This is a genomic window from Streptomyces sp. NPDC001920 (assembly GCF_053594495.1).
In genome coordinates this window covers 301,717-322,030 of record NZ_JBSFEP010000006.1, presented here as the reverse complement: position 1 = coordinate 322,030, position 20,314 = coordinate 301,717, and the positions used below count along the sequence as shown (strand labels likewise).

The window sequence follows — 20,314 nt, the reverse complement described above, 5'->3', positions numbered from 1 at the left end:
CAGATGCGGCGGACCCCCTTGAACCGACCGATCGTTCGGTTACTCTAGCTCTGACTGGCTGTTCCCGCCCATGTTTCTGCCCAGGCCAAGAGCTCGACGGCGAGCTCTGGAAACGAGGAGTTGGTCCCGCATGGCCACCGCCGAGATGACCACCCACGAGCTGATCGCCAAGCACCGGCCCACACTCGACCAGGCGCTGGAAGCGATCCGCACGCGCGCGTACTGGTCTCCGCACCCGGAGCACCCCAAGGCCTACGGTGAGCACGGCAGCCTGGACGCGGCGGCGGGCAAGGCGGCCTTCGACGCCCTGCTCGGCAGCCGCCTCGACCTCGGCCAGGCCGGCACCGACGACTGGGTGGGCGGCGAGGTCTCCCCGTACGGCATCGAACTGGGCGTCGAGTACCCGCACGCCGACATCGACGTGCTGCTGCCCGCCATGAAGGCCGGTCAGCGCGCGTGGCGGGACGCGGGCGCGGAGATGCGGGCGGTGGTCTGCCTGGAGATCCTCAAGCGGATCAGCGACCGCACGCACGAGTTCGCGCATGCGGTCATGCACACCTCCGGCCAGGCCTTCATGATGGCGTTCCAGGCCGGCGGCCCGCACGCGCAGGACCGCGGCCTGGAAGCGGTGGCGTACGCGTACGTGGAGCAGGTCCGCACCCCCGACACGGCCGAGTGGACCAAGCCGCAGGGCAAGCGCGACCCGCTGGCGCTGACCAAGCAGTTCACGCCGGTGCCGCGCGGGATCGCCCTGGTCATCGGCTGCAACACCTTCCCGACCTGGAACGGCTACCCGGGCCTGTTCGCCTCCCTCGCCACCGGCAACGCGGTCCTGGTCAAGCCCCACCCGCGCGCGGTGCTGCCGCTCGCGCTCACCGTGCAGGTCGCCCGGCAGGTGCTCGCCGAGGCGGGTTTCGACCCGAACCTGGTGGCGCTGGCCGCCGAGCGCCCGGGGGAGGGCATCGCCAAGACTCTGGCCACCCGCCCCGAGATCCGGATCATCGACTACACCGGCTCGACCACCTTCGGCGACTGGCTGGAGGCCAACGCCCGCCAGGCCCAGGTCTACACCGAGAAGGCCGGCGTCAACACGGTGATCGTCCACTCCACCGACGACTACAAGGGGATGCTGTCCAACCTGGCCTTCTCGCTGTCCCTGTACAGCGGCCAGATGTGCACCACCCCGCAGAACCTGCTCATCCCCCGCGACGGCATCCGCACCGAGCAGGGTCCGAAGACCTATGACGAGGTGGTCGCGGACCTCGCCCGCTCGGTCGACGGCCTGCTCGGCGACGACGCCCGCGCGAACGCCCTGCTGGGCGCGATCGTCAACCCGGACGTCAAGGCCCGCCTGGAGGCCGCGGCCGGCCTCGGCGAAGTCGCCCTGGCCTCGCGGGAGATCGGCAACCCGGAGTTCCCGGGCGCGGTGGTCCGTACGCCCGTGATGGTGAAGCTGGACGGCGCCAAGCCGGACGACGAGGCCGCGTACATGAGCGAGTGCTTCGGCCCTGTCTCCTTCGCCGTCGCGATCGACTCGGCGGCCGACGCGGTGGAGCTGCTGCGGCGGACGGTCCGCGAGAAGGGCGCGATGACGGTCGGCGCCTACACCACCGACGAGGAGGTCGAGCAGGCGATCCAGGAGGTGTGCCTGGAGGAGGCGGCCCAGCTGTCCTTGAACCTGACCGGTGGGGTGTACGTCAACCAGACGGCCGCGTTCTCCGACTTCCACGGGTCGGGCGGCAACCCGGCGGCCAACTCGGCGCTGTGCGACGGGGCGTTCGTCGCCAACCGGTTCCGGGTCGTCGAGGTGCGCCGGGAGGCCTAGAACGCCTTGTCGAGGCTCCAGTGGTAAAGCGTCATGGCCACGCTCGTCGCCAGGTTGTAGCTGGAGACCTGGGGGCGCATCGGCAGGGACACCAAGTGGTCGGCGCGCGCGCGTAGTTCGGCGGACAGGCCGCTGCGCTCCGACCCGAACGCGAGGACGGCGTCGTCCGGGAGCTTGACGGCCCGGATGTCGTCGCCCTCGGGGTCGAGCGCGTAGAGCGGCCCGGGCGGCAGCTCGGCCACGTCCAGCCGCTCGACGGCGGTCGCGAAGTGCAGGCCGGCCCCGCCGCGTACGACGGTCGGGTGCCAGGGGTCGAGGGTGCCGGTGGTGACGACGCCGGTCGCGCCGAAACCGGCGGCCAGGCGGATCACGGCGCCCGCGTTGCCGAGGTTGCGCGGGTGGTCGAGGACCACCACGGGGGCGGTGCGGGGGGCGTGCGCCAGCCTCTCCAGGTTGGCCGCGCGAGGCGGACGTACCGCCAGGGCGGCCACCGCGGTGGGGTGCGGCCGCGGAACGAGGGAGGTGTAGGCAGGCTCGGAGACCTCCGTCAGGAGCGCCTCCAGCGTCTGCCGCACGTCCGGCGCCAGTTCCTCGGCGAGGGCGAGCGTGCCGTCCCGGTCCACGGCGACCGCCAGCGGGACCTCGGCGCCGAAGCGCAGGGCGTGCTTGAGGGCATGGAAGCCGTCGAGCAGGACAGCGGTCTCGGCGAGCCGGTGCCAGGAGGTCACGGTCATGCCGGGAAGCCTACGTGCGCGTGCTCGGGGTTCTCCGGCGTGTGCGGGTCGGGGAGCGCCTCCGGTGCGCCGCCGCGCCGGACCAGCCGTGCCAGCCGTTCGCGCGCGTGTGCCGCCCCCACGCCCAGGCGGCGCAGGAACGACGTCGGCAGGAACACCGCGTCCGCCGCGATCATCGCCAGCGAGAAGAACGGCAGCCCGAGGACGACCGCGATCACGGCGTGCTCGGTGATCATGGCTGCCAGCAGGACGTTCTTGACCCGCCGGTTGAAAAGGGTGAACGGGAAGGCCACCTGCACGAGCACCGTGGCATAGGTGATGAGCATCACCATGGTGCCGCTGGAGGACAGCAGCTCGGCGAGGGCCGGCCAGGGCGAGAAGTAGTCGAGGTGCAGCGGGTAGTAGACGGCGGTGCCGTCCTGCCAGCGGGAGCCCTGGATCTTGTACCAGCCGGCGGTGGCATAGATCAGGCATGCCTCGGCCATGATCACGAGCAGGGCCCCGTTGTGGACGACGTTGCCGATGACGTCGAGCAGGATGCGGGGCTGGTCGGTCCGCGCGCGCCGGCCCACGATCCACCACACGCCCAGGCCCAGCCAGACGGCCCACAGGATCACCGGCACGGTCGGGTCGCCGTCGAGCCGGCCCGCGGCGGTCACCGCGGCCAGCACCAGCCCGAGGACACTCCACAGCGCCGGGCCGGCCCGGTCCGGCGGGACGCGCTCGCCGCGCGCGCGTGCCTCCCGCGTGCGCCGCACCCGGCGCTCGTCCAGCGACCACACCTGACCGCAGCGGGTGAACACGAGGTAGACGCACATCAGGTGCAGGACGTTGTCGCCGCCGTCGCCCATGAAGATGGACCGGTTCTGCAGCGAGAGCACACCGACCATGAACAGCACGGACATCGTGCGGGTACGCCAGCCCAGCAGCAGCAGAACGCTGGTCAGGACGGCGAAGGCGTAGACGGACTCGAACCAGGTTCCGTCGCTCGACCACACCAGGGCGGTGAAGGCACCGTTCGACCCGATCAGCTGCTGGGCCAGGTCCGTGTTCCAGGGACCGTCGGGGCCGTACAGCTCGTGGCGGTGCGGGAACTCGCGCAGCAGGAACAGCAGCCAGGTCGCGGCGAAGCCGATGCGGATCACGGCCGTCTGGTACGGGCCGAGGGCGGCCTCGGTGACCCGGGCGATACCGGAGGAGATCACGAGGGTGAGGCGGTTCACCGTGCGCCCCCCTGGACGCCGTGCGCGCTCGCGGCTCCGGCCGCGCCGGCGCTCTCCTCCTTCTTGTCGACCCACCACCACGGCAGCACGCGATAGGTCGGCTTGTCCGAGACCCGCTCGTCGCTCCACTTCGGCGGGGGCACGTTGGTGGTGCGGGAGCGGAACTGGACGCGTTCGACGACGCCCCCGGCGCCGGCCGCGTCCTCACGGTCCAGGCGCAGCTCCGCTATGCGTCGCAGATACGTCTCGGACAGCGCGCCGCGCAGCCCCACCGGTCGGTTCTGGGCGTCGTGGGTGGCGACGAAGAAGTCCCAGGCCCGACGCAGCTCGTTCTGCTCGGTGTGGCTGGGCAGCAGATTGCCGTCGATGGCCCGGCCGTCCTGGGCGGACAGGTCGTACCAGCCGGTCCTGCGGGTGCCGCCGTCGCCGCCGACGACCTCGGCGCGGACCTGCACCGAGATGTTCTGCTGCAGCGGGTTGGGGGCGAACAGCTTCCAGTTCTGCTCGAACTCCGGGTATATCCAGTCGTCGATCGCCTTGCCGTGCCGCTTGGTGACCGTGTTCGGCGGAGCGACGTGCAGGAAGACCATGCCGGTGTGGACGCACACGGTGATCGCCACGACCGCGAGCGCGAGGGCGGCGCCGATCTGGTACCGCAGGGAGAGGGCGGCCACACCGGTACGGGCCGGCGGGGCGGGCGCGGGCACGGCGGAGAAAGGGGCGTCCTGCGGCTCCTCTTCCGGGCCGCGACGGGCGGCTGAGCCTGCGTCGTACGCGTCCATGCTGCCCCGTTCCCTGATTCCGGTTCGTCTGCCCTCAGCGCTCGCACGGGAACGGTACTCAGGCCCACCCGCCGGGCACACCCCCTGACGGGCCGCCGTTGTCCACACCTTACGGGGGTCGCACGGGACCGTACGGGGGTCTTACGGGAGGTTACGGGGGGCCTACGCGGAGCATTCCCTTCTTCTAGAACCTGTTCTATCTTGACGCTCCGTCAGATCGCCGTGCGTGTGGAAGGGCAGGGACCGTGGACTTCACCTTCACCGAGGAGCAGCAGGCGGCGGCCGAGGCGGCGCGCGGGGTGTTCGCGGGGGTCGCGCCGGACGCGGTGCCCTCCCCCGCGCTCACGCCGGGTGCCGTGGCCGACGACTTCGACCGCCCGCTGTGGGGCAGGCTCGCGGACGCTGACCTGCTGAGCCTGCTGCTGGCCGAGGAGCGCGGCGGGGCCGGCCTGGACGCCATCGCCCTGTGCCTGGTGCTGCGCGAGTCGGCGAAGGTGCTGGCCCGGGTGCCGCTCCTGGAGAGCAGCGCGGCGACGGCCGCCGTCCAGGCGTACGGCGGCCCGGAGCTGAAGGACGAACTGCTCGCGCCGGCGGGGCGCGGCGAGGTCGTGCTGACGGTCGCCGCGCACGGCCGCACCGGCCATGATCCGGCCGAGCTGGCGGTGACCGCTCGGCAGGAGGGTTCCGCCTGGGTGCTGGACGGGGTGCAGACCGCGGTTCCCTGGGCGTACGAGGCCGATCTCGTCGTCGTCCCGGCCCGTACGGCCACCGACCGGAGCGTCCTTGCGCTTGTGCCGCCCGGTGCTGAGGGGGCCGCGCTCACCGAGCAGTTCTCCACGAGCGGGGAACGGCTGGGGGAGCTGCGGCTGGAGTCGGTGCGGGTGGCGGCGCGGTACGTCCTGGACGCCGAGGGCGCCTGGGAGTGGCTGCGGGAGCTGCTGACCACGGGGATCTGCGCGCTGACGCTCGGGCTGGGGGAGCGGGTGCTGGAGATGACTTCCGGGTACGCGAGCAAGCGGGAGCAGTTCGGGCACCCCATCGCCACGTTCCAGGCGGTCGCCGTGCAGTGCGCCGACCGCTATGTCGACCTGCGCGCGATGGAGGCCGCGCTGTGGCAGGCCGCGTGGCGGATCACCTCGGGGGCACCGGGGGCGCTGCCGGTCTCCGGGGACGTGGCCGTGGCCAAGATCTGGGCCTCGGAAGGCGTACGGCGGATCGTGCAGACCGCCCAGCATCTGCACGGCGGCTTCGGCGCCGACGTCGAGTATCCGCTGCACCGGTACCACGCCTGGGCCAAGCACCTGGAACTGGCGCTCGGCCCGGCGGCGGCACACGAGGAGGCGCTGGGGGACCTGCTGGCGGCGCATCCCCTGGCCTGAGGATCGCCGCCGAGGGCTCGGCGAAGCGGCTCAGAGCCACGGTTGCGCGAAACGGCTCAGAGCACGTAGCCCGGCCGGCCCTCGTCGGTCACCACGGGCCGCCCGGCCGCCGCCCACACCTGCATGCCGCCGTCGACGTTCACGGCGTCGACGCCCTGCTGGACGAGGTACATCGCGACCTGCGCCGAACGGCCACCGGAGCGGCAGATCACATGAACGCGGCCGTCCTGCGGCGCGGCCTCGGTCAGCTCGCCGTAGCGGGCGACGAACTCGCTGATGGGAATGTGCAGGGCGCCTTCGGCGTGACCCGCCTGCCATTCGTCGGCCTCACGGACGTCCAGAAGGAAGTCGTCGTCCTTGAGGTCCGTGACCTCGACCGTGGGAACACCTGATCCGAAATGCATGACTCCGACGCTACCGGACGGGTGCGGGGCAGCTGCGGTCTCCCGCGAGGGCACACCCTACGGCCGCCCGGCGAACGCATGCCCGGTCGAGGCTCGGCCTGCCCCGCGGCTGCGAACCTCACACCGCCCCGCGACGCTCCCGAAGCAGCCACCCCGGCGCAAACCGGGCAGCTCCCCGGCACGACCGGGCAGCACCCCCCGGCACGACCGGGCAGCGCCCCGCGGTGTGACGGCACCTCGCCCCGGGGCGCAACCGCCCAACGGTCGCGGCGAAACCGCGCAACGGTCGCGGCGGAACCACATGGACACGGCCCCGCACCCCTCAGGGGGCGTTTCCGCGCCCTAGCCGAGCAGCGCCGCCAGCTCCGCTTCCTTCTGCGCCACCTGGGCCAGCAGCTGGTCGGCGATCTCGTCGAGGAGGCGGTCGGGGTCCTCGGGGGCGAGGCGGAGCATCGCGCCGATCGCGCTCTCCTCCAGATCCTTCGCGACGAGGGCGAGCATCTCCTTGCGCTGGGCGAGCCATTCGAGGCGGGCGTAGAGCTCCTCGGCGGGGGTCGGGCCCTGCTCCTTGGGCGCGGGACCCGCGGCCCACTCCTCCGCCAGCTCCCGCAGCAGCGCCTCGTCACCACGGGCGTAGGCGGCGTTGACGCGGGTGATGAACTCCTCGCGCCGGGCCCGCTCGGCCTCTTCCTGGGCCAGATCGGGGTGGGCCTTGCGGGCCAGCTCGCGGTAGAGCTTGCGGGCCTCCTCGCTGGGGCGCACCCGCTGCGGGGGTTGCACCGGCTGGTCCGTGAGCATCGCCGCGGCCTCCGGGAACAGCCCCTCGTCGTCCATCCAGCCGTGGAAGAGCTCCTCGACGCCCGGCATCGGCATCACCCGGGCGCGGGCCTCGTCGGCCTTGCGGATGTCCTCGGGGTCACCGGTGCGGGCAGCCGTGGCCTCGGCGATCCGGGCGTCCAGCTCGTCGAGGCGGGCGTACATCGGCCCGAGCTTCTGGTGGTGCAGCCGGGAGAAGTTCTCCACCTCGACGCGGAAGGTCTCCACCGCGATCTCGTACTCGATCAACGCCTGCTCGGCGGCCCGCACGGCCCGCTCCAGCCGCGCCTCGGGCCGCGGTGCGCCGTCCTCGGCGGTCACCTTCGCCTCACCGTCCTGCTCGGTTCCACCGGCGGGCGCGTCGGCACCACGGCGCGTCTGCGCACCAGTGGGCTCGGCCTGGGACTGCTCAGCTTCCGGGGTCGTCACCCGACCAGCGTAGGCCACACCCTGCCCCGCCCTTCGTAGCCGATCCGCCACGACGTCCTGCCCGGACGGCACCGGACGGCGCTCACCGGCCCCCGTCCCACCGAGGACATCGCAGCTCACCGAGCCCGGGCGGCTCCTGCGACTGCCCCACTGCCCGACCGGGCGACCGGGCGACCGGGCGACCGGGCGACCCTTGCGAACGGTGTGGCCGGACGCTTCGCGCGAGAAGTAGCGGTGCGGGTTCGGCCCGGGGTGCCCCGGGCGGAGTCAACCCCTCACACCCCCATCTCCGCCGCGATCCGCCCCGCCCGCACCGCTGCCACGAGGGCACCGTGGTCCGCCTCCGTGCGGTCGGCGTAGCTGACGGCGAAGGTGGCGATCGCCTCGTCCAGCTCCTCGTTCTTGCCGCAGTAGCCGGAGATCAGGCGGGGGTCGGCGCTGTGGGAGTGGGCGCGGGCCAGCAGGGCGCCGGTCATGCGGGCGTAGTCGTCTATCTGGTCGGCGGCCAGCGCGGCCGGGTCGACGCTGCCCTTGCGGTTGCGGAACTGGCGTACTTGGAAGGGCAGCCCGTCGACCGTCGTCCAGCCCAGCAGGTTGTCGCTGACGACCTGCATGCGCTTTTGGCCGAGGACCACGCGCCGCCCTTCGTGCTCCGCCTCCTGAGCCTCGAATCCGGCCGTGGACAGATGCGGGACGAGGGCCGAGGGGCGGGCCTCCTTCACCTGGAGGACCAGGGACTCGCCCCGGTGGTCCAGAAGCAGGACGACGTACGAGCGGGTGCCGACGCTGCCCGTGCCCACCACGCGGAACGCCACGTCGTGCACGGAGTGACGGGCCAGCAGGGGGAGGCGGTCCTCGGAGAGCGTGGTGAGGTACTCCTCCAGCGACGCCGCGACCACCGCGGCCTCCTCGTCCGGGACCCGGCGCAGAACCGGCGGGGCGTCGACGAACCGGCGTCCGCCGTCCTCGGTCGGCTCCGTCGACTTCGCCGCGAAGCGACCGCTGGTGTTGGCCCGTGCCTTCTCCGCGACCCGCTCCAGCGTGCCGAGCAGGTCATGGGCATCGGTGTGGGAGACCAGTTCCTCGTCCGCGATCGCGTTCCACGCGTCCAGCACGGGCAGCTTGGCCAGAAACCGCATCGTGCGCCGGTAGGCACCGGCCGCGTCGTGCGCCGCCTTGCGGCACGCGTCCTCGTCCGCGCCCGCCTCGCGGCCCGCGAGCACGAGGGACGTGGCCAGCCGCTTGAGGTCCCACTCCCAGGGACCCCTCACCGTCTCGTCGAAGTCGTTCAGATCGATGACGAGGCCACCGCGCGCGTCACCGTACAGACCGAAGTTCGCCGCGTGGGCGTCGCCGCAGATCTGTGCGCGGATCCGGGTCATGGGAGTGCGGGCGAGGTCGTACGCCATGAGGCCCGCCGAGCCGCGCAGGAAGGCGAAGGGCGTGGCCGCCATGCGGCCGACCCTGATCGGCGTGAGTTCGGGGAGCCGGCCGACGTTGGACTCCTCGACGGCGGCCACGGCATCGGGGCGGTCGGCGTCGAGGGCGAGGACCGCGTGCTCGGCGCGCGGGATCCGCTCGCGCAGCGCCTTGCCCTCCTCCTTGAGCGACCCGCCGCCGGGCCACTCTGCGAAACCGCCCACCCGGGGCAGTCGGCCCGCCGCTGCCTTCGACCTGTCCTGTCCACCTGTCCGGGCCATCACCGACCGCCTCCCCCGCTCACTCACACACGAACATCAACTCGTGCCGACGTTACAGCCGGTGGCCGAAACTCGTCAGACCCTGTGGACAACTCAGCGGATGTGGAAAACCGCCCGCGAGGACCGACCTGATCACCGGCCTCACCAGCCTCACCGGCCTCGTGCCCCGCCTCATCGGCCTCGCCCCGGCCTCACCGGCGCCCGGTGCCTCGCGTGAACCCCCGCCCCTCAACAACCCTCACGCCGCTCCCCGTCCGCCAGATACGTCTTGGCCCATTGGCCCAACTCGGTCAACGCGGGCTCCAGCGCGGCACCCGCCTCGGTCAACCGGTACACCACCCGCAGCGGCGGCCCCTCGTACACCTCGCGCACCACCAGCCCCGCGGCGGAGAGCTCGGTGAGCCGGTCGGAGAGCATGCGCTCGCTGATTCCGGGGATCGCGCGGCGCAGGGCGACGAAGTACGCGGGCCCGGCGGTGAGCACGGACACGATGGGGCCGGTCCAGCGCTTCCCGAACAGCTGGAAGACGCGGTTGATGCCCTCGTCGACCCGCTGGCACGCCCCTAGGTCGTGACTCCGCTCACCCGCCATGCCCTCAGCGTACTGCCTTACCGTTGGGGGGTGAAAAAAAGTAAGTGACTGTGTTATTCATAGTCGAGTACGAACTTTCAGTCCCTGCGGTTCCGGCGGGCGAAAGCCCGTGCCGCTCCCTCCTCTTCCGGAGACAGCCATGGCCACGCTCCTGCACATCGACTCCTCGGTCTTCGCCGGCGACGCCTCCTCCTCCCGGGCCGTCACCGACGCCTTCCGCCGCACCTGGCAGGACCAGCACCCCGAGGGCACGGTGATCCACCGCGATCTCGCCACGGACCCCGTGCCGCACATCACCGCACACGCCCACACCGCCGGGTTCTCCGATCCGGCCACCCACAGCCCCGAGCAGGCGGCCGCCTTCGCGGAGCGCCTGAAGCTGATCGAGGAACTGGAGCGCGCGGACGCCGTGCTGATCGGCGCCCCGATGTACAACCTGACGATCCCGTCGACGCTGAAGGCGTGGCTGGACAACGTGGTCCTGTTCGGCCGTACGGCGGGCGACGCCCAGTCGGTCAAGGGGACCCCGGTCACCGTCGTCGCCAGCCGTGGCGGCGCGTACGGTCCCGGCACCCCGCGTGAGGGTTACGAGTACGTGCAGAACTACCTGTCGGCCGTCCTCGGGGACTTCCTCGGCACCGACCTCGACTTCATCGTTCCGGAGCTCACGATGGCCCCGGCGAACCCGCAGATGGCCGACCTGGTCCCGCTCTTCGAGGCGTCCCGCGAACGGGCCCTGGACGAGGCCGCCACGAAGGCGAAGCAGCTGGCGCAGCGGCTCGCGGCCTGACACCGCCGCGGCTCGGCGTCTCGCGGCGCAGCCCAGCCCGGCCGGCACGTCCAGGCGCACGCCACGGGCCCGGCAGGACGTGCTGGTCCTGCCGGGCCGGAGGGCCTGTGGCCCGCCGGGAACGAGGACAGCCCCGCGGGACCGGGGCCCGGACCCCGGTGGCGAGGGACCGACCCGGCACCGAGGGGCCTGCGAGGCGACCGTTGAGACCCCACCGGCACAATCAGCGCATGCATCTGCTCTCGGTCGTCCTCGTCGCCCTCATGGCGCTGCTGCACGCCTACATCCTGGTCCTGGAAATGTTCCTGTGGCAGCGCGGCCCGGGCCGCCGCTTCTCCGGCTTCGACGCCGAGATGGCCCGTTCGACCGCGGCACTGGCCGCCAACCAGGGCCTCTACAACGGCTTCCTGGCCGCGGGCCTGGTCTGGGGTCTGATCGCCGACGATCCGACGGGTCAAGACCTCCAGATCTTCTTCCTGTCCTGCATCGTCGTCGCGGGTGTCTACGGCGCGGCCACCGCCAACCGCCGCATCCTCTTCGCCCAGGCCCTGCCCGCCGCCGTGACCCTCGCCGCGGTCGTCGCGGCGGGCTGAACTGCCGCCGCCGGCCCCGCCCGTCAGACAGGTCGCAAGCCGGGCGGGGCGCCACCTCCCACCAGCCGGCGGGCACCTCACAGCGCCCAGCACACACCAGCGACCAGCACACACCGGCAACCAGCGACCAGCGACCAGCGACCTCGAACGTCCCACCCCACCCGCCGACCGGCAAAGGACGTACGAACCGCGCACCGTAGGGCCGGGATTCGTCCGTCATCGAGAGCGGCGCTACGTCGTCCAGCTGCGGAACACGCGCGACGGCCGTCTGCCGCGCACCCTGCCGACCCCGTCACCTCCCGTCTTCCGCACCGGCATACCGACGGTCCCCTCGGACATCTCCGAGCCTTTGCTGTCCTTCAGCCCCGATGGAGGCATGTTCGCGTACGGAGTCTTCGTCCCCGGCTGGGACGTGCTGTCTCAGCGTCTGACGGTGTGGGACGTGACCGCCGGACACGCGAAGACCACTGTGGACCTGTCGACGGCGTCCGCGATGCCGACGGACGCGATCGCCCTGGGACCGGGCGGCCGTACGCTCCTCACCGCCCGATCGACCGACGACGGCATCGTCAACGAGACATGGGACACCATGCGGCGGCGGAGGACGGCGCTCCTCCCCGGCCCGGCCGGCAGTCATCTGGCCGTCAGCCGGGACGACGGGCTCCTCGTGACCGACAACCGCGTCGTCCGAGCGGGCCGGTCCCACGCCCATGACCTCGTCCAGCACGACAGCATCGAGGAAATAGCCTTCGCTCCCGACGGCTCCAGACTGGCGGCCGGCGACGGGACAGGGCGGGTGGCCCTCTGGGACGGCGCCCTCCGGCACCGAGCGGGCATCCTGAGGAACGTCTTTCCGGCGCCCGTCGATCCGTCCACCGACTCAGCCGAGACGATCACAGCTCTCGCATTCAGTCCGGACGGCAGCACGCTCGCCGTGGGCGGCGACGCGGGCACCGTCCAACTCTGGGACATCGCCACCCGGCAACCTCTCGGCCCTCCTCTGCCCACCCCCGGTGAAAGCATCCACACCCTCGCCTTCGGCCCGGACAGCGAAACGCTGTACGCGGGCGGCGCGCACGTCCCCCTCCAGCGGTACGTCGTGGATCCTGACGGAGCGGTGACGCTCGTCTGTTCCCGTACCGGGAACGCGGAGCTGACCCGGGCGCAGTGGCGCACCTACGTTCCGGACCGGCCGTACCAACGGGTCTGCCCCTGACCGGCGAAAGCCCCACATACTGACAAACAAGGAGGAGCTAGATCCTCCGGAGTTGTATGCGGCGGCACAGGGGACCTGCCAAACAACCTCCCGGCTGTGAGCGTCGATCGTGACATCGCTGCACGTCGAACAACCGGAGCGCACCATGCCCACGAGCGTCCTCATCGTGGTCGCCTTGTCCGTCCTCCTCGGAGTACTGGTGATCATGCTGGGGTCCGGGGACACCGGCACATCCGCCTCGACGGCGGCGGACGATGCGCCGAGCGACGCCGAGACCGTCGCCGGCGAGGAACACATCGGCGTCCCACAGGTCCGCTGGAACATCAACCGCGGTTCGGGCACCTATCTGGCCATGCTCGACCAGTTGCGCGAGCTCGCCGAGGCCTCGGCCGACGGCCGCGTCCCACCCGACGTCGACACCGGGGCGAATGCCGTCATCACCGACGCCACGCAGACCCGGAGCTTCGCCGACGTCGTGATCAGCAGCGATCGCCACACCCCCGTGGTGCACGCGGTCGTACGGCTCGGCGACTTCCACATCATGCGGTTCTTCTCCAGCGGCACCCCGCACGATTTCGTCCTGAACCTCGCCTCCGGCGTGCCTCACGACGAGGGCGCCACCGACGACAACTGGTTCCTCGGCAAGGAGGGCTACGACGCCCTGACCCGCATCGCGAACCAGCCCCTGCGTGCCGTGGAACTGAGCGAGTCGAGCCTGGAGAGCAGCCTCAGGGACCTCGGCATCCGCGGCACCGACCGCACCGCCCAGGCGCGCGGCATGCTCCGCTGCATCATCGCCATCACCGAGGCCGCCCGGTCCCGCCCCATCGCCGACCGCATCGCGAACGGCATGGACAACGGGTCCGACGTCCTCGTCACCGCACAGCAGGTCGGGCTGCCGCGCGACTAGACCGGCATCAGCCATGCCCTCATCGGCTGCCCGAACCGCACCGACCCACCACGAGCCGCCCCGGCGGGACACTCCCCCCTGTCCCGCCGGGGCATCTTCCTACCCACAGTCGGGGTCCCGCCGTATCTGCGGCATCAGGTCACCACGGCACCCGAAGCCACTCCCCGCCCGTGAGATAGCTCACGCGCCGGGGTCTGTTGAGCGGCCTGACCAGGCTGTGGAATGTCTCACAGCAACCAGCACAACGAGAAACGGGCCCCTGCGGTGACTTCCGTCACCTGCAGAGACCCGTTCCATCGGTTCTCTCTGTGCGCGAGGGGGGAGTTGAACCCCCACGCCCTTGCGGGCACTGGAACCTGAATCCAGCGCGTCTGCCTATTCCGCCACCCGCGCATTGGGTGTGTCCTCCGGCCCCTTGCCCCTTGGGGCTTGGCGCCTTCCGACACCCAGAACATTAGCACGCCGTCCAGGGTGGGTTCACATCCCTTATCGGCGGGCAGACGCCCCCGCGACCGCCCACCAGCGCAGTCGGCACCGGCGTGCGAGCACGGGCCCGCCGACGGCCACCGGCGTTCGTATCGACGACGACCTGTTCACGTATCAACCTCGTACCGGTACCCCTCGTCTCCCCAGGAGCCGGTCGGGCTCCACAGTCAGGTGCGGGACACTGGTCTTCGGCCGCCTCTACGATCCATGGCAAGACTGTGTCCCCGAGGAGTTCGAACGGGAGCTCCGAAGGGAACTTCGTGGGCGTCGACACCCGTCGACCGGGCCGACAGGGGGAACCAGCCGATTTACCGGCGCGTGGATACGATCAGTAAGCAGTACCAGGTAAGGCAGTACCCGCCCGGCGGGATGCAGGACGTAGGCAACGACGGAGGAGGTGCCCCATGGGAGTCCTGAAGAAGTTCGAGCAGCGTCTCGAAGGTCTGGTCAACGGCACCTTCGCCAAGGTGTTCAAGTCCGAGGTCCAGCCCGTGGAGATCGCGGGAGCGCTCCAGCGCGAGTGCGACAACAACGCGACCATCTGGAACCGCGACCGCACGGTCGTCCCCAACGACTTCATCGTGGAACTCAGCGCGCCGGACTTCGAGCGCCTGAGCCCCTACTCCGGCCAGCTCGGCGACGAGCTCGCCGGCATGGTCCGCGACTACGCCAAGCAGCAGCGCTACACCTTCATGGGCCCGATCAAGGTCAACCTGGAGAAGGCCGACGACCTCGACACCGGCCTGTACCGCGTGCGCAGCCGCACCCTCGCCGGCTCCACCGACCAGCAGAGCCAGGGACCCGCGCCCGCCGCCCCGGCCGGACGACCCGGCGGCCCCCAGCGCCCCGCCGCCGCGGGCGGCTACGGCTACCCGCCGGCCGCCGCACCCGCGGGAGCCCCTCCCATGCCGGCCGCGCCGCCCCCCGGCGGCCGCCCCGGCGGTTACGGCTACCCGCAACCCGCGGGCGGCCAGCGCCCCGCCGCCCCCGCGGCCGGCGGACGCACCCGCTACTGGATCGAGATCAACGGCACCCGCCACCAGATCTCCCGCGCGACACTGGTGCTGGGCCGCAGCACCGAGGCCGACGTGCGGATCGACGACCCCGGCGTCTCCCGCCGGCACTGCGAGATCCGGACCGGAACGCCCTCGACGATCCAGGATCTCGGCTCCACCAACGGCATCGTGGTGGACGGGCAGCACACCACCCGCGCTACGCTCCGCGACGGCTCGCGGATCGTCGTGGGCAGCACCACCGTTATCTATAGGCAAGCCGAAGGGTGAAGCGGGGGCAATGTCAGAGCTGACCCTCACGGTCATGCGGCTGGGTTTCCTGGCCGTCCTGTGGCTGTTCGTGATCGTGGCCGTGCAGGTCATCCGCAGCGACCTGTTCGGTACGCGCGTCACTCAGCGCGGCTCGCGCCGCGAGTCCGCCCGGCCGCAGCAGGCCGCCCGGCAGGCGGCCCCGCCGCAGCAGCGCGGCCAGCAGAGCGGCGGCCGGCAGCGCCGTAACGCACCCTCCAAGCTGGTTGTGACCGAGGGCACCCTCTCCGGCACCACCGTCGCGCTCCAGGCCCAGACCATCACCCTGGGCCGGGCGCACGACAGCACGATCGTGCTGGACGACGACTACGCCTCCAGCCGGCATGCCAGGATCTACCCGGACCGCGACGGCCAGTGGATCGTCGAGGACCTGGGCTCCACCAACGGCACGTACCTCGACCGAACGCGGCTGACGACCCCCACACCGATTCCGCTGGGCGCGCCGATCCGCATCGGCAAGACCGTCATCGAGCTGCGGAAGTAGTGCTACATCATGAATAGGCGCGAGCGGAGCGAGCACGCAGCGGTGGCCCACACCACGGGCCCCGGCGCGCTCCCGACCGGAGGGTGGGCACCGTGCGGATGTACCCGGAGCCGACAGGCGAGGTGCGCATGAGTCTGTCACTGCGCTTCGCCGCCGGATCGCACAAAGGCATGATCCGGGAGGGCAACGAGGACTCCGGATACGCCGGACCCCGCCTGCTCGCCATCGCCGACGGCATGGGCGGCGCGGCCGCGGGCGAGGTCGCCTCCTCCGAGGCGATCTCCACCATCGTCGCCCTCGACGACGACATCCCCGGCTCCGACGTCCTCACCTCCCTCGGCACGGCCGTGCAGCGCGCCAACGACCAGCTGCGCTCCATGGTCGAGGACGACCCCCAGCTGGAGGGCATGGGCACCACGCTCACCGCCCTGCTGTGGACCGGTCAGCGACTCGGCCTCGTCCACGTCGGCGACTCCCGCGCCTACCTGCTGCGCGACGGCGTCCTCACGCAGATCACGCAGGACCACACCTGGGTGCAGCGCCTCGTCGACGAAGGCCGCATCACCGAGGAGGAAGCCACCACCCACCCGCAGCGCTCCCTGCTGATGCGCGCGCTGGGCAGCGGCGACCACGTCGAACCCGACCTGTCCATCCGCGAGGTCCGCGCCGGCGACCGGTACCTGATCTGCTCCGACGGCCTGTCCGGAGTGGTGTCCCACCAGACCCTGGAGGACACCCTCGCCAGCTACCAGGGCCCCCAGGAGACCGTGCAGCAGCTGATCGAGCTCGCGCTGCGCGGCGGCGGCCCGGACAACATCACCGTCATCGTCGCCGACGTCCTCGACCTCGACACGGGCGACACCCTCGCCGGACAGCTGCACGACACCCCGGTCGTGGTCGGCGCCGTCGCCGAGAACCAGAACCACCTGCACGACAACGGCATCATGCAGACCCCGGCCGGCCGCGCCTCCGGTCTCGGCCGCCAGATGCCCGGCCAGGGCGGCGCAGGCGGCGAGTTCGGCCCGCCCGGCTCCGGCGACACCACCGGTTACATCCCGGCCGGCAGTTTCGGCGACTACTCCGACGACGACTTCGTCAAGCCCGGCACGGGCCGCAAGTGGCTGAAGAGATCCTTCTACACAGCCCTCGCGCTCGCCGTCATCGGCGGCGGCCTGTACGGCGGCTGGCGCTGGACGCAGACCCAGTACTACGTCGGCGCCAACGAAGAACATGTCGCCCTGTACCGCGGGATCAGCCAGGACCTGGCCTGGGTCTCGTTGTCGAAGGTGGAGAAGGACCACCCCGAGATCGAACTCAAGTACCTGCCGCCCTACCAGCAGAAGCTGGTCAAGGAGACCATCGCCGAAGGCGGCCTCAAGGACGCCCAGGCGAAGATCGACGAGCTCGCCCTGCAGGCGTCCGCCTGCAAGAAGCGCTCGGAGCAGCAGGCCGCGCAGAGCGACAAGAACTCCCGCACGGGCGAGGGCGAGGCCGGAGGCACCACGGGAACCACCCGTACCTCCCTCACGTCCAAGGCGACACCGACCCCATCGGCCACCAAGTCCCCGACCCCGCCCTCCTCCTCCACCTCCCCGACACCGACCGCGACGCCAAGCCCCGGCCCCACTCTCTCGGAGGAAGAGCAGAAGGTCGTCACGAACTGCGGCACGCAGTAGGCAAGCCGTGAGAGGCCCCGTCACACGATGAGCAGTACTACGAACTCGCCGACGCACCACACGTCCACGATCGGCGCGATCGGCGCACCGAGTCGGCGCAACACCGAGCTCGCGCTGCTGGTGTTCGCGGTTGTCATCCCGGTCTTCGCCTACGCCAACGTGGGCCTGGCCATCAGCGACGAGGTGCCCGCCGGGCTGCTCAGCTACGGCCTGGGCCTCGGCCTGCTGGCCGGCGTCGGCCATCTCGCCGTCCGCAAGTTCGCGCCGTACGCCGACCCGCTGCTGCTGCCGCTCGCGACACTGCTGAACGGTCTGGGGCTGGTGGCCATCTGGCGGCTGGACCAGTCGAAGCTGCTGCAGTCGATCGGACAGGCCGGCGGCAAGGCGACCAACCAGCTGATCTACACGGCGATGGGAATCGCCCTGTTCATCGCGGTGCTGGTCTTCCTCAAGGACCACCGCACGCTCCAGCGCTACACCTACATCTCCATGGTCGGCGCGCTGGTCCTGCTGCTGCTCCCGCTCGTTCCCGGCCTCGGGGCCGAACTCACCTACGGCGCCAAGATCTGGATCCAGGTCGGCAGCTTCACCATCCAGCCCGGTGAGTTCGCCAAGATCGTGCTCGCGGTCTTCTTCGCCGGCTACCTCATGGTCAAGCGGGACGCGCTCGCTCTCGCCAGCCGCCGCTTCATGGGCCTGTACCTGCCGCGCGGCCGCGACCTCGGTCCGATCATCGTCGTCTGGATGATCTCGATCCTCATCCTGGTCTTCGAGACCGACCTCGGTACGTCGCTGCTGTTCTTCGGGATGTTCGTCATCATGCTGTACGTCGCCACCGAGCGGACCAGCTGGATCGTCTTCGGTCTGCTGATGTCCGCGGCCGGCGCCGTGGGTGTGGCGAGCTTCGAACCGCACGTCCAAACCCGAGTCCAGGCCTGGCTGGACCCGATGCGGGAGTACACGCTCAGCCGCGAGGGAAGCACCGACGGCATCCTCCACTCCGAGCAGGCCATGCAGGCCCTGTGGGCCTTCGGTTCCGGCGGCACCCTCGGCACCGGCTGGGGCCAGGGCCACTCCGAACTCATCCGGTTCGCCGCCAACTCCGACTTCATCCTCGCCACCTTCGGCGAGGAACTGGGCCTCGCCGGCGTCATGGCGATCCTGCTGATCTACGGCCTGATCGTGGAACGCGGCGTGCGCACCGCCCTCGCCGCCCGCGACCCCTTCGGCAAGCTGCTCGCCATCGGCCTGTCCGGCGCCTTCGCGCTCCAGGTATTCGTGGTCGCCGGCGGCGTCATGGGGCTCATCCCGCTCACCGGTATGACGATGCCGTTCCTGGCGTACGGCGGTTCCTCCGTCATCGCCAACTGGGCGCTCATCGGCGTACTCATCCGCATCAGCGACACCGCCCGCCGCCCGGCACCGGCCCCCGCACCGAACCCCGACGCTGAGATGACCCAGGTGGTCCGTCCGTCATGAACAAGCCCCTGCGCCGGATCGCGGTCTTCTGCGGCCTCCTCGTCCTCGCCCTGCTCATCCGCGACAACTGGCTCCAGTACGTCAAGGCCGACACCCTGCGGGAGGACCCCGACAACCGCCGGGTCCTCATCGCCCGCTACGCCACGCCACGCGGCGACATCATCGTCGACGGCAGCCCGATCACCGGGCACAAGGAGACGACCAGCGGCGACTTCAAGTTCAAGCGCACCTACAAGGACGGCGCCATGTGGGCGCCCGTCACCGGCTTCGTCTCGCAGGCCTACGGGGCCAACCAGCTGGAGTCCATCAACGACGGCATCCTCACCGGCACCGACGACCGGCTCTTCTTCCGCAACACGCTCGACATGATCACGGGCAAGGAGAAGGAGGGCGGCAACGTCGTCACGACCCTCAACGCCGCCGCGCAGAAGGCCGCGTACAAGGGCCTGAAGAGGCAGGGCGGCAAGGGCGCCGTGGCCGCCATCGAGCCGTCCACCGGCAAGATCCTGGCGCTGGCGTCGTTCCCGTCGTACGACCCCTCCACGATCGCCGGCAGTGGCGACTCCGACGCCGAGGCCTGGAAGAAGCTCGACAAGAAGAACAACCCGGACGACCCGATGCTCAACCGGGCGCTGCGCGAGGTCTACCCGCCCGGCTCCACCTTCAAGGTGGTCACCGCGGCCGCGGCGCTGGAGAACGGCCTGTACACGGCCGCCGACCAGAAGACCAAGACCCCGCTGCCGTGGACGATGCCGGGCACCACGACCGTGCTGAAGAACGAGGGCGACATCCCCTGCAAGAACGCGACGCTCCGGGTCGCCCTGCAGTGGTCCTGCAACACCGTCTTCGGAAAGATCGGCTCCGACCTCGGCAACGACAAGATGCTGGAGGAAGCCAAGAAGTTCGGCTTCACCGAGGAGCAGTTCACCCCGGTCCGCACCAGCGCGTCGGTCTTCTCCGACGACATGAACCCCTCGCAGACCGCGCTGTCCTCCATCGGCCAGTTCAACACCGCGGCCACCCCGCTGCAGATGGCCATGGTCGCCTCGGCCGTCGCCAACAACGGCGTCCTGATGAAGCCGTACATGGTCGACGAACTCCAGACCCAGAACCTCGACGCCGTCGAGAAGACCGACCCCGAGGAACTGAGCAGGCCCCTGTCGGCGGAGAACGCGCAGATCCTGCAGTCGATGATGGAGACCGTCGTCGAGGACGGCACCGGCAAGCGGGCACGCATCGACGGCGTCAAGGTGGGCGGCAAGACCGGCACCGCCCAGCACGGCGTGGACAACAGCGAGAACCCCTACGCGTGGTTCATCTCCTACGCCAAGGTCGACAACAGCGCGCCGGTGGCCGTGGCCGTGGTGGTCGAGGACGAGAACGCCGTCCGCGACGACATCTCGGGCGGCGGTCTCGCCGCACCCATCGCCAAGAGCGTCATGGAGGCGGTCATCGACAGCAAGAAGTGACCCCGC

At 70.9% G+C, this 20,314-nt stretch carries 18 protein-coding genes and 1 tRNA gene; 11 read left to right on the top strand and 8 right to left on the bottom strand.

What is annotated here, in order from left to right:
- The first annotated feature begins 130 nt into the window (after window positions 1-130).
- On the top strand, window positions 131-1,825 hold the full coding sequence (gene paaN, locus ACWCPI_RS12990; protein WP_451038157.1) for a phenylacetic acid degradation protein PaaN: 1,695 nt from the start codon (window positions 131-133) through the stop codon (window positions 1,823-1,825).
- On the opposite strand, the gene ACWCPI_RS12985 is transcribed toward paaN, so the two are convergent.
- From ACWCPI_RS12985 to ACWCPI_RS12975, 3 genes are read right to left on the bottom strand one after another with little or no spacing between them, the layout of a single operon-like run.
- The gene (locus tag ACWCPI_RS12985) at window positions 1,822-2,559 is read right to left on the bottom strand and encodes a TrmH family RNA methyltransferase (RefSeq protein WP_451038156.1); all 738 of its coding nucleotides are present in this window, start codon (window positions 2,557-2,559) and stop codon (window positions 1,822-1,824) included. The genes paaN and ACWCPI_RS12985 overlap by 4 nt on opposite strands.
- Entirely contained in the window at window positions 2,556-3,782 is a 1,227-nt protein-coding gene (locus ACWCPI_RS12980) for an HTTM domain-containing protein (RefSeq protein WP_451038155.1), read from the bottom strand. Before ACWCPI_RS12980 ends, ACWCPI_RS12985 begins: the two co-directional genes overlap by 4 nt.
- Entirely contained in the window at window positions 3,779-4,564 is a 786-nt protein-coding gene (locus ACWCPI_RS12975) for a DUF5819 family protein (RefSeq protein WP_451038154.1), read from the bottom strand. Before ACWCPI_RS12975 ends, ACWCPI_RS12980 begins: the two co-directional genes overlap by 4 nt.
- A 245-nt stretch (window positions 4,565-4,809) precedes the next feature.
- On the opposite strand from ACWCPI_RS12975, the gene ACWCPI_RS12970 reads away from it, so the two are divergent.
- Window positions 4,810-5,943, top strand: coding sequence for an acyl-CoA dehydrogenase family protein (locus ACWCPI_RS12970; protein WP_451038153.1), 1,134 nt, complete (start codon window positions 4,810-4,812; stop codon window positions 5,941-5,943).
- Between the two features lie 56 nt (window positions 5,944-5,999).
- Here the strand turns inward: ACWCPI_RS12970 and ACWCPI_RS12965 are convergent, their stop codons facing one another.
- From ACWCPI_RS12965 to ACWCPI_RS12950, 4 genes are all read right to left on the bottom strand, one after another.
- Window positions 6,000-6,347 carry a rhodanese-like domain-containing protein gene (locus tag ACWCPI_RS12965; RefSeq protein ID WP_451038152.1) on the bottom strand — a complete coding sequence of 116 codons (348 nt, stop codon included), beginning with the start codon at window positions 6,345-6,347 and terminating at the stop codon, window positions 6,000-6,002.
- Between the two features lie 342 nt (window positions 6,348-6,689).
- Window positions 6,690-7,592 carry a hypothetical protein gene (locus ACWCPI_RS12960; RefSeq protein WP_451038151.1) on the bottom strand — a complete coding sequence of 301 codons (903 nt, stop codon included), beginning with the start codon at window positions 7,590-7,592 and terminating at the stop codon, window positions 6,690-6,692.
- 275 nt (window positions 7,593-7,867) lie between these two features.
- The gene (locus ACWCPI_RS12955) at window positions 7,868-9,292 is read right to left on the bottom strand and encodes a DUF2252 domain-containing protein (RefSeq protein ID WP_451038150.1); all 1,425 of its coding nucleotides are present in this window, start codon (window positions 9,290-9,292) and stop codon (window positions 7,868-7,870) included.
- A gap of 228 nt (window positions 9,293-9,520) precedes the next feature.
- Window positions 9,521-9,883 (bottom strand): winged helix-turn-helix transcriptional regulator, encoded by a 363-nt coding sequence (locus ACWCPI_RS12950; RefSeq protein WP_451038149.1) that lies wholly within the window; start codon window positions 9,881-9,883, stop codon window positions 9,521-9,523.
- A gap of 139 nt (window positions 9,884-10,022) precedes the next feature.
- Here ACWCPI_RS12950 and ACWCPI_RS12945 point away from each other — a divergent pair, with 139 nt between their 5' ends.
- The 4 genes from ACWCPI_RS12945 (at window position 10,023) to ACWCPI_RS12930 (ending at window position 13,392) form a co-directional block, all read left to right on the top strand.
- Window positions 10,023-10,673, top strand: coding sequence for an FMN-dependent NADH-azoreductase (locus ACWCPI_RS12945; RefSeq protein ID WP_451038148.1), 651 nt, complete (start codon window positions 10,023-10,025; stop codon window positions 10,671-10,673).
- A gap of 230 nt (window positions 10,674-10,903) precedes the next feature.
- Window positions 10,904-11,266 (top strand): DUF1304 domain-containing protein, encoded by a 363-nt coding sequence (locus ACWCPI_RS12940; RefSeq protein WP_451038147.1) that lies wholly within the window; start codon window positions 10,904-10,906, stop codon window positions 11,264-11,266.
- A 376-nt stretch (window positions 11,267-11,642) separates the two neighbouring features.
- On the top strand, window positions 11,643-12,482 hold the full coding sequence (locus tag ACWCPI_RS12935; RefSeq protein WP_451038146.1) for a WD40 repeat domain-containing protein: 840 nt from the start codon (window positions 11,643-11,645) through the stop codon (window positions 12,480-12,482).
- A gap of 145 nt (window positions 12,483-12,627) precedes the next feature.
- Window positions 12,628-13,392: a ribosome-inactivating family protein gene (locus tag ACWCPI_RS12930; protein WP_451038145.1), complete on the top strand. Its 765-nt coding sequence runs from the start codon at window positions 12,628-12,630 to the stop codon at window positions 13,390-13,392.
- A gap of 309 nt (window positions 13,393-13,701) precedes the next feature.
- Here ACWCPI_RS12930 and ACWCPI_RS12925 read toward each other — a convergent pair.
- A tRNA-Leu gene (locus ACWCPI_RS12925) sits at window positions 13,702-13,785 on the bottom strand.
- Between the two features lie 497 nt (window positions 13,786-14,282).
- Here ACWCPI_RS12925 and ACWCPI_RS12920 point away from each other — a divergent pair.
- The 5 genes from ACWCPI_RS12920 (at window position 14,283) to ACWCPI_RS12900 (ending at window position 20,308) form a co-directional block, all read left to right on the top strand.
- Window positions 14,283-15,161 (top strand): FhaA domain-containing protein, encoded by an 879-nt coding sequence (locus ACWCPI_RS12920; protein WP_451038144.1) that lies wholly within the window; start codon window positions 14,283-14,285, stop codon window positions 15,159-15,161.
- A 10-nt stretch (window positions 15,162-15,171) separates the two neighbouring features.
- Window positions 15,172-15,684: an FHA domain-containing protein FhaB/FipA gene (locus tag ACWCPI_RS12915; protein WP_451038143.1), complete on the top strand. Its 513-nt coding sequence runs from the start codon at window positions 15,172-15,174 to the stop codon at window positions 15,682-15,684.
- 98 nt (window positions 15,685-15,782) lie between these two features.
- On the top strand, window positions 15,783-17,360 hold the full coding sequence (locus ACWCPI_RS12910) for a Stp1/IreP family PP2C-type Ser/Thr phosphatase (protein ID WP_451038222.1): 1,578 nt from the start codon (window positions 15,783-15,785) through the stop codon (window positions 17,358-17,360).
- 27 nt (window positions 17,361-17,387) lie between these two features.
- Window positions 17,388-18,839, top strand: coding sequence for an FtsW/RodA/SpoVE family cell cycle protein (locus ACWCPI_RS12905; RefSeq protein ID WP_451038142.1), 1,452 nt, complete (start codon window positions 17,388-17,390; stop codon window positions 18,837-18,839).
- On the top strand, window positions 18,836-20,308 hold the full coding sequence (locus tag ACWCPI_RS12900; RefSeq protein ID WP_451038141.1) for a peptidoglycan D,D-transpeptidase FtsI family protein: 1,473 nt from the start codon (window positions 18,836-18,838) through the stop codon (window positions 20,306-20,308). The genes ACWCPI_RS12905 and ACWCPI_RS12900 overlap by 4 nt, the downstream gene beginning before the upstream one ends.
- The last annotated feature ends 6 nt before the right edge of the window (window positions 20,309-20,314 follow it).

Coding starts and splice junctions, on each gene's coding strand:
- paaN (WP_451038157.1), top strand. CDS start 131: ATGGCCACCGCCGAGATGACCACCCACGAGCTGATCGCCAAGCACCGG.
- ACWCPI_RS12985 (WP_451038156.1), bottom strand. CDS start 2,559: ATGACCGTGACCTCCTGGCACCGGCTCGCCGAGACCGCTGTCCTGCTC.
- ACWCPI_RS12975 (WP_451038154.1), bottom strand. CDS start 4,564: ATGGACGCGTACGACGCAGGCTCAGCCGCCCGTCGCGGCCCGGAAGAG.
- ACWCPI_RS12965 (WP_451038152.1), bottom strand. CDS start 6,347: ATGCATTTCGGATCAGGTGTTCCCACGGTCGAGGTCACGGACCTCAAG.
- ACWCPI_RS12955 (WP_451038150.1), bottom strand. CDS start 9,292: ATGGCCCGGACAGGTGGACAGGACAGGTCGAAGGCAGCGGCGGGCCGA.
- ACWCPI_RS12950 (WP_451038149.1), bottom strand. CDS start 9,883: ATGGCGGGTGAGCGGAGTCACGACCTAGGGGCGTGCCAGCGGGTCGAC.
- ACWCPI_RS12945 (WP_451038148.1), top strand. CDS start 10,023: ATGGCCACGCTCCTGCACATCGACTCCTCGGTCTTCGCCGGCGACGCC.
- ACWCPI_RS12940 (WP_451038147.1), top strand. CDS start 10,904: ATGCATCTGCTCTCGGTCGTCCTCGTCGCCCTCATGGCGCTGCTGCAC.
- ACWCPI_RS12935 (WP_451038146.1), top strand. CDS start 11,643: ATGTTCGCGTACGGAGTCTTCGTCCCCGGCTGGGACGTGCTGTCTCAG.
- ACWCPI_RS12930 (WP_451038145.1), top strand. CDS start 12,628: ATGCCCACGAGCGTCCTCATCGTGGTCGCCTTGTCCGTCCTCCTCGGA.
- ACWCPI_RS12920 (WP_451038144.1), top strand. CDS start 14,283: ATGGGAGTCCTGAAGAAGTTCGAGCAGCGTCTCGAAGGTCTGGTCAAC.
- ACWCPI_RS12915 (WP_451038143.1), top strand. CDS start 15,172: ATGTCAGAGCTGACCCTCACGGTCATGCGGCTGGGTTTCCTGGCCGTC.
- ACWCPI_RS12910 (WP_451038222.1), top strand. CDS start 15,783: ATGTACCCGGAGCCGACAGGCGAGGTGCGCATGAGTCTGTCACTGCGC.
- ACWCPI_RS12905 (WP_451038142.1), top strand. CDS start 17,388: ATGAGCAGTACTACGAACTCGCCGACGCACCACACGTCCACGATCGGC.
- ACWCPI_RS12900 (WP_451038141.1), top strand. CDS start 18,836: ATGAACAAGCCCCTGCGCCGGATCGCGGTCTTCTGCGGCCTCCTCGTC.